Source organism: Pseudoalteromonas sp. UCD-33C, from assembly GCF_001306895.1.
In the GTDB taxonomy this organism is placed as follows: domain Bacteria; phylum Pseudomonadota; class Gammaproteobacteria; order Enterobacterales; family Alteromonadaceae; genus Pseudoalteromonas.
Window position 1 is genome coordinate 1,006,936 of record NZ_LJTB01000002.1, and the last position, 18,550, is coordinate 1,025,485.

12 protein-coding genes are annotated in these 18,550 nt (G+C 40.9%); 8 read left to right on the plus strand and 4 right to left on the minus strand.

The window, feature by feature from the left end:
- Positions 1 to 123 precede the first annotated feature (123 nt).
- Positions 124 to 1,368, plus strand: coding sequence for a DUF642 domain-containing protein (locus tag AOG26_RS07785; protein WP_054561928.1), 1,245 nt, complete (start codon positions 124 to 126; stop codon positions 1,366 to 1,368).
- 61 nt (positions 1,369 to 1,429) lie between these two features.
- Here the strand turns inward: AOG26_RS07785 and AOG26_RS07790 are convergent, their stop codons facing one another.
- Positions 1,430 to 1,960: a thioesterase family protein gene (locus tag AOG26_RS07790; protein WP_054561929.1), complete on the minus strand. Its 531-nt coding sequence runs from the start codon at positions 1,958 to 1,960 to the stop codon at positions 1,430 to 1,432.
- A 109-nt stretch (positions 1,961 to 2,069) separates the two neighbouring features.
- Here AOG26_RS07790 and AOG26_RS07795 point away from each other — a divergent pair, with 109 nt between their 5' ends.
- Positions 2,070 to 2,558, plus strand: coding sequence for a hypothetical protein (locus tag AOG26_RS07795; protein ID WP_054561930.1), 489 nt, complete (start codon positions 2,070 to 2,072; stop codon positions 2,556 to 2,558).
- A 65-nt stretch (positions 2,559 to 2,623) separates the two neighbouring features.
- Here the strand turns inward: AOG26_RS07795 and tyrR are convergent, their stop codons facing one another.
- The 3 genes from tyrR to bcsE form a co-directional block, all read right to left on the minus strand.
- A complete protein-coding gene (gene tyrR, locus AOG26_RS07800) occupies positions 2,624 to 4,180 on the minus strand; it encodes a transcriptional regulator TyrR (RefSeq protein WP_054561931.1) in 1,557 nt (518 codons plus the stop codon).
- A gap of 94 nt (positions 4,181 to 4,274) precedes the next feature.
- A complete protein-coding gene (bcsG, locus tag AOG26_RS07805; RefSeq protein ID WP_054561932.1) occupies positions 4,275 to 5,855 on the minus strand; it encodes a cellulose biosynthesis protein BcsG in 1,581 nt (526 codons plus the stop codon).
- Between the two features lie 169 nt (positions 5,856 to 6,024).
- Positions 6,025 to 7,650 carry a cellulose biosynthesis protein BcsE gene (gene bcsE / locus AOG26_RS07810; RefSeq protein ID WP_054561933.1) on the minus strand — a complete coding sequence of 542 codons (1,626 nt, stop codon included), beginning with the start codon at positions 7,648 to 7,650 and terminating at the stop codon, positions 6,025 to 6,027.
- 121 nt (positions 7,651 to 7,771) lie between these two features.
- Between bcsE and bcsR the strand changes: the two genes are divergently transcribed.
- Genes bcsR through AOG26_RS07840 form a run of 6 tightly spaced genes read left to right on the plus strand, consistent with a single transcriptional unit; the run spans position 7,772 to position 18,538 of the window.
- Positions 7,772 to 7,999 (plus strand): BcsR/BcsP family cellulose biosynthesis protein, encoded by a 228-nt coding sequence (gene bcsR, locus AOG26_RS07815; protein ID WP_054561934.1) that lies wholly within the window; start codon positions 7,772 to 7,774, stop codon positions 7,997 to 7,999.
- Positions 7,996 to 8,718: a cellulose biosynthesis protein BcsQ gene (gene bcsQ / locus AOG26_RS07820; RefSeq protein ID WP_054561935.1), complete on the plus strand. Its 723-nt coding sequence runs from the start codon at positions 7,996 to 7,998 to the stop codon at positions 8,716 to 8,718. Before bcsR ends, bcsQ begins: the two co-directional genes overlap by 4 nt.
- Positions 8,708 to 11,374 carry a UDP-forming cellulose synthase catalytic subunit gene (bcsA, locus tag AOG26_RS07825; RefSeq protein ID WP_054561936.1) on the plus strand — a complete coding sequence of 889 codons (2,667 nt, stop codon included), beginning with the start codon at positions 8,708 to 8,710 and terminating at the stop codon, positions 11,372 to 11,374. The genes bcsQ and bcsA overlap by 11 nt, the downstream gene beginning before the upstream one ends.
- Entirely contained in the window at positions 11,371 to 13,620 is a 2,250-nt protein-coding gene (bcsB, locus tag AOG26_RS07830) for a cellulose biosynthesis cyclic di-GMP-binding regulatory protein BcsB (protein ID WP_054561937.1), read from the plus strand. The genes bcsA and bcsB overlap by 4 nt, the downstream gene beginning before the upstream one ends.
- Positions 13,620 to 14,735: a cellulose synthase complex periplasmic endoglucanase BcsZ gene (gene bcsZ, locus AOG26_RS07835; protein WP_054561938.1), complete on the plus strand. Its 1,116-nt coding sequence runs from the start codon at positions 13,620 to 13,622 to the stop codon at positions 14,733 to 14,735. The genes bcsB and bcsZ overlap by 1 nt, the downstream gene beginning before the upstream one ends.
- On the plus strand, positions 14,726 to 18,538 hold the full coding sequence (locus AOG26_RS07840; RefSeq protein ID WP_054561939.1) for a cellulose synthase subunit BcsC-related outer membrane protein: 3,813 nt from the start codon (positions 14,726 to 14,728) through the stop codon (positions 18,536 to 18,538). Before bcsZ ends, AOG26_RS07840 begins: the two co-directional genes overlap by 10 nt.
- Positions 18,539 to 18,550 lie beyond the last annotated feature (12 nt).

Sequence of the window (18,550 nt, forward strand, 5' to 3'; positions counted from 1 at the left end):
AAACGATTAAACGTAAAATCACCGCAAATCCGGCTTGTTCCTTAATTGAACAAAAGTCATTTAAAGCAGTAAAATTATACTATTCAATATTAATTTTATGTTAATCACCTAACGGAGAGTGTCATGAAAAGCTTGGTTACTAAACTAGCAATTTTACCTTTAGCTATTGCATCAACGATCGCAATGGCTGGCACAAATTTAGTAGAAAACGGATCATTTGAAAATACAGATACAGTGACCGATCACAATGGTCAATGGCAGTTATTTGATGTAATACCTGGTTGGACTCGTAGTACTAACGCTAAATTTGAAATTCAAACCAATAAACTTGGCATTGTTCCTGCACAAGATGGTGAGCAACTCATTGAGCTTGATTCAACAGCCAACTACAGTATTTCGCAAGCAATTGCGACGACTGCTGGGAATCAATATGAAGTGAGCTTTTACTATTCTGCACGTGTAACAGGCAATGAACAAACAAATAAAGCAGAAGTTTTCTGGAATAGTGAATCATTAGCCGTTGTCAACAGCAGCACAAAAGGCTGGACTAAATACAGCTTTACAGTTGAGGCTGACAGCGCAAGCTCAGTGTTAAGCTTTGCAGGCGCGGGGACATCTGATTCAGTAGGTGCATTCATTGATAACGTCGTAGTGACTGAAATTCCGGCACCATGTGCAGTTGTAACCGGTTTATATGGTATTAATAACTTTGGTTCTGAGACTGAAGGCTATGTGTATCACTTTAACCCAGAATCAAGCGCTGTAACGGTTGTTGCAGGTCTTAACAATACAGCATCAAATATTGCTAGCAAAGACGGTATGCTGTACTTCATGGAGCAACTTGATAAAAGCAGCAAAGCGTCAAAAATCTATAGCCTAGATTTAGCCACTGATACGCAAGCTGAAGTTGCCGATGCGACATCATTCCCTATTTATCGCTCAACAGTGACTGCGGATGGTCTGTCTTTACGTGCGACAAGCAAAACATACATGTATGATTTTGACCTAACTACAGGTGAAAAAACGGTATTAGGTAAACTATCGTATGAAGGCGACTCATTCTCTGATGGCGACATCGCTTATTCAAGTGACTACAATGTACTTTACGTATTAACTGGTAAAGCACTTTACACATTAGATGAAGGCAGCCTTGAGTTAACTCAAATCGGTGAGCACGGTGTTAACTGGGCGTCAGGTATTGCGATTGCTGATGACGGTACAATTTATATTTCAGGTAGAGAAAGCGGCGAGAATGCAAAAATCTACACCTTAGATCAAAACACCGCTGAAGCGACATTCGTAATGGATGGTCCAGCACACGTAAACGACTTAACGTTTGTTAGTGAAGCAGTTTGCGCAGCAGAGTAAACTGTGTTTAAAGCCATAAAATGCCAGCTTAGCTGGCATTTTTTTTAGCTAATCTTAGGTATCACTTATTAGTGAGCTTCTTTTGCTCTAACATTTCTTTCCAGTGCATCACTTCTGCTGGCAAAATAGGGGCAACACCGCTAAAGCCCGCAACTTCAAGCATCTCTTCAACGCTGACTACACCTTTTTTGCGTTTAAATACACCACGCACATAAGCAATTGCATGCAAACCTCTTTCTGAATGAAATTTTTGCTCAATGTAAAAGTATTTATGATCCCAGCCAACCAAGCGAGTGCTAACTGTGTACTTTTGCATTGGCTTTATATCGCGAATATAGGTAATTGCAGTTGCATTAACGATTGGAAACCAGCGGCGCTTCATTATGTGCTTTAACAAGCCTACTCGCTCAGTCATCCAAGTACGGGCAAGGTCCATCATTGCTAAGTAGCGAGAATTAGTCAGATGGAAGTTAATATCGCAATCGGTCGGTAACGCTTTGAATTCAATATCAATCGTGTCTAACAATTGTTGATAATCACGATTACGTTTAATTTTAAAAAACAGCAGTATTAGTCGAAAATAGAGGTTCACGGTAAAGGTTTAACCAGTTGATGATGCACAAAGTGTATCACAGCGTATTGCTAAGGCGAATATTCTGCTCTAATCTGTGCATATATTAGTATAAAAAAAGAATAACCTAATGAAATTATTTAGTTTGGTCACTCTGTTTTCAGCCAGTTTATTTACCAGCTCTGCCTTTGCAGATTTTAACTTTGCTGGGGATGGAACCTTAAAGTACCCAACGGGTGTTGAAAAAGCCTTTAAATTTGGCTTTGCTTGGCAACAAGATGCTGAAAAGTTCACTATTGGTGATAAAAGCTATGATATGTCATTACCTGAGTCATATTCTGTGGCGATTACACTCAGCAAAGACGAGCAACAGGTATGGGTTCAGGAATTTAATAATGGCTTTATTGAAGGCTTCAACTGGCAAATTGCTGATCACACCCTAAAACTCGAAAAGCGCAAATTCAGCGATTCAGTCAAAGGTGATTATGTTATCAGCCTTGATAATCGAGACTACTTTTTTGCCCGCAATAACATCAGTGTTGTTATTAAGTTCGACGATGAGGGTATTAAAAGTATCGCCATTGATGGTGTCACCAAAGATATGGGTACCAAACAATAGTTTTTATCGAAAAGAAAAAGGCTTAGGTTTTACCTAAGCCTTTTTTGCTTAATTAAACTATATAATTAAACCTTCACTGTCTTACGGTTAATCCCATAATCGCGCAGCTTATTTGCTACTGCAGTGTGACTCAAACCTAATCGCTTAGCGAGCTGGCGAGAGCTTGGATAAGCGGGGTAAAGCTTGCGAAGTAATGTCGCCTCAAAACGTTTTACCGCTTGGTCTAAGGTTCCTTCAAAGTCAGACTCAAGATAACCTAAATCATGAGTAAATGTTGGTAACTGCAGGTGCTCAATACGCAGTTCGTTATCATCTAGCAAGGATACCGCACGATAAATCGCATTTTCTAATTGGCGCACGTTACCCGGCCATGGGTAATCTTGTAAAAAGCGTAAACAATCCTCAGACATCACAGGCACAGAATGACCATTTTGCTGGGCATACTTTTGAATAAAGTGCTCTGCTAGCGGGCCGATATCTGCTTTTCTATCACGTAATGGGGCTATTTCTAAGGTCAAAACATTAATTCGGTAATAGAGATCTTCTCTAAATGTTCCCTCTTGCACCATCGCTGGTAAATCTTTTTGTGTTGCGGCAACAATACGCACATTTACTTTTACTTCGTTTTCATCACCGACTTTTCGGAAGGTACCGTCTTGTAAAAAACGTAGTAGCTTAGTTTGTAGCTGAGTCGACATTTCACCAACTTCATCTAAAAACACTGTGCCACCATCAGCTTGCTCTAAAACGCCGCGTTTTGGTGCCGCGTTTTCTTCATAGCCTGCGTAACCAAATAGTTCAGACTCAGCGACATCATCAGGCAACGAAGCACACGACAAAGCGATAAACGGTTTTACTGAGCGGTTTGATGCGTAATGACAAGCACGAGCAAGTAGCTCTTTACCTGTACCTGTTTCACCAGTAATCAGGATTGGCGCTTCAAGTTGTGCCATTTTACGCGCTTCACGAACCACACGGCGCATTGCAGTACTAAAGTTATGTATGGTTGCAAAACTTTCTTGGCCATAACGACGGAATGCACTGACTTGTTGGCCTAAGCGACTTTGTGATTTGATATTGATAACTGCACCGGCTAACACATCCCCTTCAGCACCTTGGGGGACTGAAATAGGTAGAATATCGGCAATAAAGTCTTCGCCAGCTACTTCAACTCGGGTTGTTTGACCAAGTACTTCTTTGCCTTCTAACCAACGCGTAAAATTAAAGCCTTTGAGCAAATTATTAATGTTAGCGCCAATCACTTCGCTTTCAGATAATTGCAAGTCGCGACAAGCGGCATCATTACATAAACGCACCCAGCCTTTAGCGTCAATAGATATCACACCGTCTGGCAATGCACGTAGTAATGTATTTAACTCATTATGCTCTCGCTCAGAAGGTAAAAATGCAGTTGTACGAACGTCTTTCACGCCATCTATCAAACGGATAGATGGCATAATTTTTTGGAATTGTTCAAACTCAATAGGCGGAAAGCTCACGTACATTCGACAATTAACCGAATCTACCTCGATGCCTTTTAAATCAACTTGGTAACTAACCAAGATATTGAGAATCTCTTGTGCGATACCAATTCGGTCAGCACAGTGGATATCTAAACGCATTACATCCTCAAAAAACGGGAACCTATAGTATGAGAATAATACGCTAACTCCCTGCAGCTGGGTAGTCTATTGTAAACAATTTTGGACAAATAACTTAATTAGTCGGGTACTTGGTCCATTCTCCACCATCTAATTGGATGTAAGGCTGCCCTTTTATATACATCATTACCGTATCCTCATTCTCGGCGACCTTGGCTGAAGTTGGTAAATTATCAAGCACTCGGTTAATGGGTACCGACCCTGTGAACAAATCTAACTTCATCGTATTATTGATTAACTCTGATAATGAAAAATAACTCATTGTTTCATCAACGACATTCAGCCCATCATGCTTTATATCAGGACCGATGAATTTAACCGCTGTTGGCACTGAAACTATTGAAGGGCTCGGAATTTCGCGCAAACCAGAGAATTGTAGTTTATCACCCTGTAAGGCAGCCCCATGCTCAGGCACAACCACCAGCATTACGTTTCGACCTTGTGCTTTTAACTCAGTTATAAACTTATCGATGTCATTAAATAAGCGCTGTTGTCTAAGCGGATAGCTTTCAAAGCTATTCATACGTTCACGACCAGCAAGTTGATTGCCATCGTGTAAGCTAATGGTGTTGTAGTAAAGAGCCCTAGGCTGCTCACTCGAACCTTGCTTTTTCAACCAATTAGTGAGTATATCCGCATCAGAATAAATCGGTTTGCCATCGAAACCATACTGCGCAGCACTAAATTGGCTAAAATCCAGTTTTGGCACAGAAACACCACCGTATTGTCTGATCAAACCAATAAAGTCATCAAAATGTCCATCGTGGTTAAGAGCCACACTGGTTTTATAGCCAAGCTCAGCAAGGTTAGTGAATAGCTGACATTGCTTATCAACAGGTTTAAATAGTTGCTCTTGACTTGTTTGCCCGCAACTTGCTCGTAATAAACGAATTGCCGCAGGGCCACTGTACGACGTTGCTGAGTTAAATTGGCTAAACAAAATATCAAAATCAGCAAATAAGTTACGTGGCTCAACACCAATTGCATTTAAATCAGCCGTCGCTAAAGAGCAAATATTTAGCACAACAACATCAAATGGCTGGCCATTAAATACGTCAGGAAACTGGCTTTGTAGTAAATTCTGTTGCTGGTAAAAGTCTTGTAACTGTTGATCCGGTGTCTTTTGTTTTGCTGTATCAGAAACTAAAACGGGTACTTGTTTTTTTGTAGTTTGGTTATTGCTAGCAACTTGAGTTGTAACCTCATCACTCGTAACAGCCCCACCTAACCAAAACGCATACATAAAGCCAATTATTGAAATACTGGTGTAACGCAACCACTTCACAGTAAACCAATAAAAAACCACTAAAGCAAAGAGCGCAAAAATCATATCGAGGCTAACAACGCGCGCTGTGATCTCAAAAAAGTAGCCGATGCTAAAGTCTTGTACATTGCCAGCTTGCTTGGTGAGCCTGGAAATCGGGGGCAACCACGAGTCGTGATACAACAAGGCCACTCCTACCACCACACTCATAGCGTGTTTGATACGAGACAACCAAACATGTTGAAAAGAGATAGCTAGAAAAGCAAAAAATGCTAAGTTTGCAAATAAATCAAAAGAAATATCACCTCGGCTATACAGAACAAACTTAACTAGAAAGTATAAATTCCAAATACCTAATCCTGAAAGCCTCACTTGTTATCCTTCTTGTGTCGTTTTGGCGTATAGGGCGTTAATAATACATGCCTAAATGTTAGTTTTCGGTAGAGCACGACTACTTTATTAAACAATACCTTACCTGTATTACTTAGCAAAATGCCGATTAACATTGCGATGATAAAAGTAATAAAAAACTGGTTTAAGCTCATGATAGCTCACCTTTTAAGGTCACTTTTACTGGCTCAGATATAGGTCGAATCACTTTTTTAAATTCCGGTGTCTCTGTATTTAAATTTGCAATGTCTGCTATTTTTGTATCAAAAATGTAACTGACGTTTTCTTGTAATTGTTGGGTAAAGTCGGTTATTTCAGTATTAGCAAAATGACGTTGCATACGGCGACATTCTTGCTGAATATAAAAATGATCAGCAATGACATTTTTTGACATAAAAAAGTCGCTTATCTGTAATTTAAATAAGTGTTTAATCGCACTTTCCACATCGTGCTCTCGACAAGCATGTAGATAAAGGTAAACCGTGCCATCAGCAAAACTAAAAATATCCCCTTCACGTTTTACATGAAATAAATGTAATGGATGTATGGCATCAATACGCGGTAAAAGCTGCAACATAACAAGCACGCCACTTACCCCCAGATTGGCAGCTGAGTCACTATGTTTAGCAACCTGCTGTACGAACTTGTCTGGAGGCAAATAACCTTTAGCCAATACATTTTCACTGTATTTTAGAACATCATCAATAGATTTCGGTAGTGGCCTTGTAAACTGAAACCCTTGAATTGACTGAATTTGTGACAGTAAACGCGAAGGCTCAGAATAACTATATAAAATAAGGTTAACCCCTAAAGTTAAAAATAAGCACTCGTCCTGGTGACGAATAATGCCATCAACATTTTGAATTACTAATTTCAGTCGGCGACCACATTTCTTTCGAAGAGAGAAGCAATCTTTGGCTAACGCTTTTAAATCAGTGTATCGGGTAACTGCAAAAACTAACGTCGCTGATTTTTTGGTAAGCCCTTTAGAAAAAAGAGCATCATTATCATCAATTATTTTATAAAACACGGGTAGCTTTGTACCCTCAGGTACAGCACTGCGAGTTAGCCATACCTCGTCTTCATCAAAGTCTTGCTCCGTTGCTTGCGACTTATCATCAGCCTCTTGCTCTACCTCAACTAATGCAAGTTGACCATCATGAAGCTGTAAATTAACCGAACGCCCAGCGATAACTCCTTCTTTATGACACCAATAATCATACTCAAGAGTGCGAATTGATGCCTCTTGAGTTATATAAATAAGGCCATCAAAGAAACGGTTTAAGGCTAATAACTGACGTCTCAATTCACTGACATAAGCACCTGACATTAAAAACACTAAAGTGACATTTTTTGATTGTGACAAAGCAACATAGAGCTTGAGTTTTTCACCAAGCTGCTGTTCGTTCAAAGAGACTAAATGTTCTGAATCGACATGCACGATAACCGTACTGTTTTTCAGTTGCTCATACTGTTTTATTTCGTTAATAACACCACGGGAAAAATGCAAACTTTTTGATACATTCTCATTATGATGTAAATGGAAAGGACGTAGTACCCCTTGTTCGAACAAGGTAAATAATAACTCGCTTCTCTCTCCTTCGAAAAATAATTCGACTTGTTCAGAGAGCAAAAAAACCGAGTCTTTATGATTGGTTAAAAGATGCCTTGTTAACTCTAATAGCTGATTATCTAGCGGGGCAAGTAAAGCATAGTTTGCGCCTCGCTTTAGCTCAGAGAAAGCTCCGTTTAGTCCTGTAATATTTAAATGAGGCACCAACAAACCCTTAAAAAAGATACTTTAGTACTAGTTTTAAACGCTATTCTATATATAATGCAGATTATGTCCATGGATCGTGAACATTTTTAAGCTAATTTTTCTCATAACGGTTTTTTAGATGAATGACTTTGCAGTAAAAAATTCACATACCTTAACTCAATACGATATTGAAAAGCTGTTACGCCAATTTGGCGGCAAGGAAACGGATTATGTTGAAATTGTTGATGTTGAAAAAAATCGCAAAACGATTGAAAAGTACCCTTTGCTTAACGATATCGCATTAGCAACAACACAAACACAGAGCACGAAAAAAATTAACAAAAACGCAATAAAGAATCATAAATGAAGCGAATTTTTTTAAAAGGAATTAAAGGTGGCACTGGTACAACATCTATTGTGGCCAACCTTGCTTGTGCTTTGAGAAAATCAAATGTGCCTGTGTATGCCATCGATTTAGATCCAAAAGGCGACTTAGGCCTACACCTTGGTCTTGCTTGGGAGCATCAGCTAGGCTGGAGTGATTACCCAAACTTTGCCTCTGCATGTGAGCAGTTTCACCAAGATAACGACGGCGTAAAGTTTTTACCCTATGGCAGCCGTTCGAACTTAGGGTTAGACTTTTCAAGCATTATAGAGAGTTGTCAGCAGCTTAATGACAGCGATGACAGCTGGTTTTTATTTGACTGCCCAGCCCATGTTGATGTGCACCGCTATTCACTAAATGAAGACGATATATTCCTTGAGATTATTAATTGTGATGCTATTTGTCACAGTTTTGCTTTCAAACGTTTAAACACTCTAAAGCAGGCTGAATCATCTTGGCAGCATTATTTTTTAACCAATAAATATAATTCAGCCTCTGAGATTGAATCAGATTTATTGCAGCTTTGGCAGACTGAATTACCATTAATTGCACCTTTATATATCAATAAAGATGAAGTCATCAAAGAAGCAACTGCATTTAGAAATGTGGCGATTAACTGTGCTCCATACAGCGTTGCTAATGATGACTTTGAAACGCTAGCCGGTTGGCTTGTAAGCCGCGCGAGTCAGAATGACCAATAGCATCCATTCACTCGGTATCACACACCGACTACTTAAAGGTATTTTAGGGTTGTTTTTAACGAAGCAACTTGTGCGCTTCGTATTTATAAAATTTTATAGTTATTACAACCAACACAAAATGAGCCTATTGGGAGCGATTTTACTCCCCTTTTTTGTGCTTTTTTTGTCATTGTTTATTAAATTAGAAAACAATAAAAAACGTGAGTTAAAGCTTAAACTTAAACGCTTGTATCCTCATGTTTCTCAACCAGTACTTACACCAAGCAATTGCATTCGGATTGCATTGCAAAGTGTGTACCTTGCGCTATTCAATACCACCACAACCTCACAGCAACATATCGCCGTTGAGCAGCGTAAATCTTGGCGTAAAATCACGCGATCAGCTCGCTTATTGAGACTGGCAGACAGTAAACTAGTACGCTCTTTTAAAGGGCTTTGGTTAGTTGCTAGAAAGCAAACAAAAACTAAATCATATAAAGCAGTGAGTCGCTCTCCACTTTGGAGAAACAGCACCTTAAAGGTCGCTTTTTTCACTCTCATTATTTTTGCGGTGGCTATATTTGTAACCGTGCCATTTAGTATTGAAGCGCAAGCAGTGTTCATTAGTTTAATTTTGGTTGTTGCTTATTCTCTAAGGCGGGTTGAAGGGAAAATGGCCACTATTGTGATGATCACCCTTTCTGTTACAACCTCTACACGTTATCTATGGTGGCGCTACACTGACACTCTTAACTGGGGTGACCCTTTAGCCCTTACCCTAGGGATTGGTTTGCTGCTTGCTGAAAGCTACGCTTGGTTGGTACTGATCTTAGGTTTTTTCCAAACCATCAACCCATTAAACCGTAAACCGATCGCTTTAGATAAAGATACAACAAACTGGCCAACAGTTGATATTTATATTCCTACTTACAACGAGCCGCTTGATGTTGTTAAGCCAACGACAATCGCCGCGCAAAGTATTGATTGGCCAGCAGATAAGCTTAATATTTATATTCTAGATGATGGTAAGCGCCCTGAATTTGCCGAATTCGCAAAGCAAATTGGTGTTGGTTATTTAACTCGTCCTGATAACAACCATGCCAAAGCCGGTAACATGAATCATGCGATGAAAGTTACTAATGGTGATTACATCGCTATTTTTGACTGTGATCACATCCCTGCTCGCTCATTTTTACAGATGACAATGGGACAGTTCATCAATGACAGTAAAGTGTGCTTAGTGCAAACACCTCACCACTTTTTCTCTGCCGATCCGTTTGAGCGCAACCTCAAAAACCATCGTAAAATCCCAAATGAAAATATGTTGTTCTATGGCTTAATTCAAGATGGCAATGATATGTGGGATGCGACCTTCTTTTGTGGTTCGTGTGCTGTTTTAAGGCGCAGTGCCCTTGAAGAAATTGGTGGTTTTGCCGTAGAAACCGTCACTGAAGATGCCCACACCGCGCTAAGAATGCAGCGCGCTGGCTACAAAACAACATATATTAATATTCCACAAGCCGCCGGCCTTGCTACAGATAGTTTATCTGCCCACGTTGGTCAACGTATTCGCTGGGCACGCGGCATGGCACAAATATTCCGATTAGATAACCCGCTGTTTGGTAAGGGCCTAAATATCGCGCAGCGCTTGTGCTATTTAAACGCTATGTTGCACTTTTTATCAGGCATTCCGCGAATTGTATTCTTAACAGCGCCACTGGCATTAATTTATTTTAATGCGCAAATTATCTATGCACCGTTTGTTGCCATCTTTCTTTATATTGTGCCAACCCTGTTACAGGTAAAAATAACCAACTCTCGAATTCAAGGTAAATACCGCTATTCATTTTGGGGCGAAGTTTATGAGTCAGTACTTGCTTGGTATATTTTAAAACCCACGACAGTTGCGCTTATCAACCCGAATAAGGGTAAATTTAACGTGACTGAAAAAGGCGGTTTAAACAAGCAAGATCACTACGATTGGACGATTTCAAAGCCTTATATAATCTTGTTGCTTGTTAACGTTTTGGGTATGACCTACGGCGTGTTTAGATTGCTCTTCGGCGATAGTTCACAAATAGGCGTACTCGTCATTAGCATGCTGTGGGCAAGCTATAACGTGATAATTTTAGGTGCAGCTGTGGCTGTTGCCGCTGAAGCCAAACAAGTACGCAGTTCACACCGCATTAAAGCAAATTTCCCTGCAGCTATTCGCCTTGCTAATGGCCGTACTATTAAAGTAAAAATTACGGACTACTCAAATAATGGTGTTGGTCTTGAAACTGACCATAATCACCTTTGCCGTGTAAATGATAAAGTCGAGCTACTCATGAGCCGTGGCTTGAAGCAGTTTTCATTCCCAACTTATATCTGTAACACCCGCGATAAACAACTGGGTCTTACCCTCAGGGATTTAGATTTAGAAAAACAAAAAGCCTTTATTCAATGCACTTTCTCACGTGCTGATGCTTGGCTTGATTGGCAAGAAAACTTTAAACACGACAAGCCTTCATACAGCTTTTCTCACGTTTTTTATACCAGTCTAAGAGGCTTTAAGAACTTGATTTTCCATGCCCCAAATGAATTAAGACCCGCGATTGCGTTTGCATCAAGAGTCTTGTACTTTGTGGCGTCGCTATTACCTAAAAAACCAACAAAAGTACTAAAAACATCATGATAAAAACTTTTTTAACCTTGTTATTAGCTTTTGGCACACTCGGCATATCTGGCTGGGCGATAAGTGCTGAGCCTCTCTCTAATAAAGCGATTTTTGATGATGGTTACCCAGAGCAAGCACCAATTGAAAGCATGACGCTAAGCTTTGAAAAGCTTGGTTTAAGCAAGTTCAAGCTTGATGGAGTGAGTAATAGTACCCGTGTTGATTTTACAAACCGCCTCGATAAATTAGGGAAAAAACTGACTCTAGACTTTTCATACACAACCTCACCATCACTTATTGGCCGTGTCTCACATTTGAAAATTTTCTTAAATGAAAACCTTGTCACTGTGCTACCTATTGATGATAAGACAACGCCAATTGGCACAGTCTCTGAGCGCAGCATTGTTCTTAACCCTAAGCTAATTAAAGACTTTAACCAAATTCGCTTCGAACTAGTCGGTTTTTACGATCTGGTTTGTCAGGATGACTATAGTAAAACAATATGGGCCGAGCTTAGTAAAAGCAGCCGTATTTCTATTGACCGTCAGTCACTTGCTCTTGAAAGCTTACTTGAGTATTTCCCTGCACCATTTTTTGATTCGCGAGATTACAACAAGGTCACTTTGCCATTTGTGTTTGCATCACAACCTGATGAAAACACACTCGAAGCAGCGGCTGCACTATCAAGCTTTTTTGGCGCTCAAGCAAAATGGCGCAAAGCACAGTTCCCTGTGCAAATTAATGCAACACCGACAGAACATAGTGTCGTATTCGCAACAAACGACAACAAGCCTGATTTTTTATTGAATTACCCTGATGTTGAAAAGCCAACTGTAGAAATTATCAGCAGCCCTACTCAGCGCTACGCCAAAGTACTGCTTGTTTTAGGTAAAGACACAGCACAATTGAAAGAAGCCGTAGTAGGTTTAGTCTTTGGCTATAAAGTAATGACAGGTCGCAGTGCAACCATTGATGCAATTAGCAACTTACCGCTTCGAGAAGCCTACGATGCGCCACTGTGGGTGCGTTCTGATCGCCCAGTAAGCTTTGATGAATTTATTGAATACCCAACTCAGCTGCAATCGGAAGGCTATCGCGGTCTACCTGTTCGGTTAGACTTGCGTTTTGCACCAGATTTATTCACTTGGCGTGAAAATGGTATTCCTATTACCTTGAATTACCGCAACACGCCTGTTGAGCAAACCATGTTGTCGCGTTTGAATATGTTGATTAACGGTAAGTTTGTGGATGGTTTTATTCTTGATAACGAAGGTGGTAAAACGATTACAACCGATACCTTGTTACCGCTTTTATCTGAATTCAATCCAACCAAAACTCGTCAAGACTTTGAGCTAACAGGGTTAGATTTAACAACAAATAACCAGCTGACTTATGATTTTAATTTTGCAGTCGTAAAAACCGGTGAGTGTAGCGCCATTCCTGCAGGCGGTGAATTTGGTGCAATTGATGGCAGCTCTACCATTGATGTAAGTGACTTCCATCACTATATTGCCATGCCAAACCTACGCGCCTTTGCAAATGGCGGTTTCCCATTCACCAAATATGCCGATTTACACCAAAGTACGCTTGTAATGGAAGCTAACAGCTCAGTTAACGCGATTAGTTTATTGCTTAATTTCACAGGTCATTTGGGTGCCATAACAGGCTACCCAGCGCACCGTTTAGACATTCAATTTCCAAGTAACCAATTGGCGCTAAACGATAAAGACATTATTATTATTGGTAAGCCTGACTCTTTCTTAAACTCACTTGCCAAAGACAGCGCCCTAAGTGTGCTTATCAACAACAACCAACGCATTGTTGATCAAGCTATCTATAATGGTGCCTACGACACTAAAGGTGCTGAAAAAATTAAAGTAAATATAAGCAGCATTGGTCGTTTAGCCGTGATGTCTGGGTTCCAGTCACCGTTTGATTCAGACCGCTCAGTAGTCTCTTTGATTGCCAGTAATGAAAATGCTTTTGCACTTCTCACTGATGCTCTACTGAATAATGATAAAACAGCTCAAATAATGGGAAGCTCAGCCATTATCAATAGCCAAGGCATCAAAACGATTAAAACCGATGAACAGTATTTTGTCGGTCACGTGCCTATTCATACCCTCATTTGGTTCCACTTTTCAGACCGCCCAGTATTGTTAGCGATTCTATCACTACTAACCCTATTACTTATTTCATTTATGTTGTGGCGAGTGCTCGCGCTACTTACCAAAAAACGTTTATCTGAAGGAGATCAGGCATAATGAAAACTATCGCTTCTTTACTATTCGTTTTTGTTTTTTCAAGCAACGCCTTAGCTCAGTTAAGCTGCAGCGCTTGGCCGCAATGGAATAACTTTAAAACTCACTTCATTACACCAGAAGGACGCGTAATTGATTTGGGTAGTGATTACAGTATTACCACCTCAGAGGGGCAATCTTATGCGTTATTCTTTGCTTTACTTGCCAATGATAAAGCCAGCTTCGATAAGTTGCTTGAGTGGACTGAAGTACATCTTTCTGAAGGTGATTTAAGTACCCGTTTACCAGCGTGGCAATGGGGAATAAAGCAAAATCAAGGACAAATCCTTGATTCAAATCCAGCTTCTGATTCAGATTTATGGATTGCTTATACCCTGTCGCAAGCAGCTATCTTATGGAATGAAAGACGCTACGCAGTGCTCAGCTCAGTGCTTGCTGAGCGCATCATTCGTGAAGAAACAGCGCAAATACCAAACCTCGGTCTGACTCTATTACCTGGGCCAACAGGCTTTGAAAAAGACAGTAGCTGGAAGTTAAATCCAAGCTATGCACCGCTATTTATATTTGCGCAATTTGCACACCTATATCCGCACTCGCCTTGGCAAACATTACACGATAACTCGGCGCAGTTATTAATAGATACAGCACCAAAAGGCGTGAGCCCTGATTGGGTTAATTACAGCGTGGAAAAAGGCTTTTATCATGATAAAAGCGCCCCTGCTACAGGTAGTTATAATGCGATTCGCGTCTACCTTTGGGCCAGTATGATGGCAGAAGATGCCCCCTATAAAAATGCCCTTACACAGCAGTTTAAACCTTTTGTTGATAGCATTGTTTCTTCAGGCAAAGTGCCATTAGAAACCAATGCAGTCTCAGGCAAAACGGCAGGCAACGCCCCAAGTGGTTTTGTTGCCGCCTTATTGCCATTGCTTGCTGAAGATAATGCATCACAAACTGTGACAGCTTTACAACAGCAAATAATGATGGATACCCGCTTTACCACCAGCCGCTACTACGACAGCGTGTTGTATTTATTTGGTAACAGCGCATTGAACAAACGTTTTAGTATTGATAAAAACGGGGCTTTAACAACTAACTGGAGCAATGAATGCCGATAAAGTGGCTACTTGCTGCAGTTTTAGCAAGCTCCAGTGCATCCGCAGCAATAAAAAAAGACCTTGATAGTCAATCAATTGATTGGTTAATTAGCCAAGTACAACTTGGTGAAATTGAGCGTGATAATCAATTGATGAGCGACAGCTTAGAAAAGCTGCAAAGCATTGCACCTAAAAATACTCAAGTGCAATGCGCCCAGGTGCGCGTTTTATATAGCCTCAAAGAAACCGACAAAGCCAATGCGCATTTAGCAGAGCTTAGTAACCTATCACATCCGTGCGTAACAAGCTTAACCCTACTTGCACGCGTCAATAACCAAGACAAAGAAGCGGTTCAACAAGCCAGGCTTCGTGCCAGGGCCGGACAATACAGTGATGCGGTAAAAATCTACAATCGGCTATTTAAATCCGCCTACCCTAATATTGAATATGAGCTGGAGCACATAAACTGGCTTGCTCAAGATCCAAATCAATATCAGCAAGCACTGCGCGGTTATCGTTCTTTACTAAAACGCTACCCAAATAGTGGCCGTTTTGAGCTTGCCTACGCAAGACATCTGTTAAAACAAAACCCAACAAACAAAGAAGCCATAGAATTACTGAGCCATTATGCACACAGCAACCAATATGGTGTTGAAGCTGAGTTTGCGTGGCTTGCAGCCCTTGAGGATATGCCGCTTAATAAACAAACTGAGCGCGAATATCAGCGTTACTTTGCAGCCTACCCTAAAAGCAGTAAAGGTCAGCTACAATTTAGTGACTTTAAAAAAGCGCATTTAGCGGAGCAAAAAAAGCAAGCAGACCCTGCGTATCAGACATGGCTTAAGGGCAGTGTCGAACTTGAAAAACGCCACTTTGATGCAGCAGAAAAGCTTTTTAATAAAGCACTGCGAGGTCGTCCTCAAGATCCTGAAATATACAATAGCTTAGGTTTATTGAACTTAAGGCAAGGTCGTAATGCCAATGCTTACCAGTACTTTAAAAAAGCTCAAAAATACAGCATAGATGCAAACCGTATAACAGTTTTAAAAGGCCTCGCCAATACTGCTCGTTTTTGGCAATACATAGATGAAGCTAAATCAGCCATTAGTAGCAATGAACTCAAACAGGCTGCGCTTAAGCTGGATTTAGCTGACACCTTAAATGAAGACCCTAATACGGTATTGTTTTACCGTGCTGAACTTGCCAAACAAGCAGGCCAACTTCAAAACGCGATGAACCTTTATAAGCAAGTGCTAAAAGACGACCCTCTGCAACAGCCTACTTTGCGTGCCATGCTTGAATTGACCGCCTCAGATGGTAATTATGCTCGTAGTCATCGTTTTTATAATGGCTTAACTCGTCAGCAACAGGCATTAATTGCTGAAGATTATACCCTATTACAAACACAGCAACTGAGAACCCGCGCTGATGAGCTTACTGCTGAAGGTAAGCTAGATGAAGCAGTTGATGTGCTACTTATGGCAATCAAACAAAGCCCACGTCAAAGCTGGCTTTACTACGACCTTGCAAATTTATATCAACAACAAGGTTTAGTTGATCATGCCAAAGCTCTGTATAAAAAAACCTTGTGGCAATTTCCGCTAGATGCAGATTTGCGTTATAGCCATGCACTATTTTTACGTTCGTTGAACGATTACCAAGGAGCACTGGCAACCTTAGATTACATTCCTAATAACGCGCGCACTGAACAAATTAATGTGCTTACAGAGCAGCTAAGTATTAATACCAAACTAGAAAGGCTCTCTGCCAACAATACAGCCACTAATAAAGCCACGGTGATTTATAAGCTCACCGAGTTAGAAGCACAGCCATTAACACCTTTAATGCAAGCTGAGCTTGCCAGTCAATGGCAACAAATTAATGAGCAGCAGTATGCAATAAGGCAACTGAAAAAAGCTCTTACTCGTGACCCAAGTTTGAGCCCATATTGGCACATGACATATGCAAATTGGCTAATTGAAAGCAACGATAAAAACGCTGCTGATAGCTGGTTTGCAGACTATCAACTGCCTAGTAACGCAACCGATGCAGAGCAATCACAATGGTTAGCACTACAAGTTAATTACGTTAATCGCTTTAGTGATAGTAACCAACGAGTTGCTAAGCTCTCAGAGCTTGCAACACGTTACCCTGATAACCCAGAACTGTCAGAGGCGCTGATCAATGCTCATATCGAGCAAGGCAATAGTAATCAGGCCATTATCCGCTTTGAGCAGCACGTTGCAAAAGGACAAACTGTGTCAACGGATACTGCTTTAGCTATTGCGACACTTGCTCGTCAGCAACAAAGAGATGGTTTAGCAGATCGCATCATTGCTGGGCAAATTAATCAGCTTTCAAGTGAGCAAAGCTATCGTCAGCAGCAATTAATGGCAGCCCTTGAACAATTTGAAGATACACAAAGTGCGATAAATCTAGCTGAGCAATTGCTAGCTAAATCAAACAACAACCAAGAGCTTTATTATCAAGCAGCAGCGGTTGCGCAAGCTAAGCAACAAACTACGCTTGCTCAAAGCTGGTACCGCGCTGCAGTTGATCCAGATACGGCAACGAGCACCTTAAGCGATGAGCAGAACTATGAACTGTATGCCCTTGATGAAAATGAAGCTTGGTATGTCAATAATGCCAAGCGTCAATTGCAAGGTATTGAGCGCGATGAGCAAGCGTATATCACTGCTGCAATCAACTTAAGTAGCCAAACCAGCACACAAAATGAGTCCACACTGGGCGCTGGTGCAACGCCTATTGAAGCAGGTTTCCCGCTATGGGGTGGCACTGGGATTGTGAAATTAGACCCAATGACAATATCGAGCCAAGAAACCCGCTTTGATGAAACCTTTGCTGGTAGCCGCTATGGTCAAGGAGCCCTGTGTATTTTTGACTGCCCACTTTTAAGTATAAAACCAAAGCAACAAGGTATGGATGTTGGCCTTGCTTGGCAAAACGAGCAATGGCGAATTGATGTTGGTACCACTCCACTTGGCTTTTTAGTCGAAGATATCGTGTGGGGCGTTAATTACAATGGTGATTTAGGCGACTTTGGTTATGGCATCACGTTTAATAAACGCCCGGTTACCAGCTCTGTATTATCTTACGCCGGACTTGAAGATGTCTTTACCAACCAAATATGGGGCGGTGTTAGAGCTACGCAATTACAACTTAGTCTATCTCATGACCTTGGCCTAGATTGGGGTTTTTGGGGCAGTACTAACTATCAAATCTTGCAAGGTAAAAACGTAAAAGATAATCAAAGCTACAGCCTAATGGGTGGCAGTTATTATCGTTATATTCGCGAAAGAAACACCGAATTAAGTCTAGGCCTTAACTTATTACACTGGTCGTATAAGTATAATTTAAGTGAAGAAACCTGGGGACATGGTGGCTATTACAGTCCACAAAACTACTTGGGCGCTTCATTACCTGTGATTTTTGATAAGCGAGTTGGTCATAATTTTGTATACCGACTGCGCGCTGGCGTATCTTGGTCAACCACCACGACAGACGACATCGCATTTTTTCCTAACGACCCTATTTTGCAAGGCCAAGCAGAGGCTCAAACAGCTGTTACGGGCGTTGTACCTTACTTTGAAGGCGATACCAGCAATGGTTTATCGTATAACTTAGGGGCAAGTTTTGAGTATCGATTCACGCCTCATTGGTTCTTTGGTGGTTACGTCAACTTAGATAGAGCCGATTTTTACGAGCCGAATTATGCTCAGCTGTACTTTCGTTATTACTTTAATCCGGTGTATAGCGAACTGGCTTTCCCGGGTAAACCTGTTGTGCCTTATGCAAGCTACTAACTGTCGCATCAC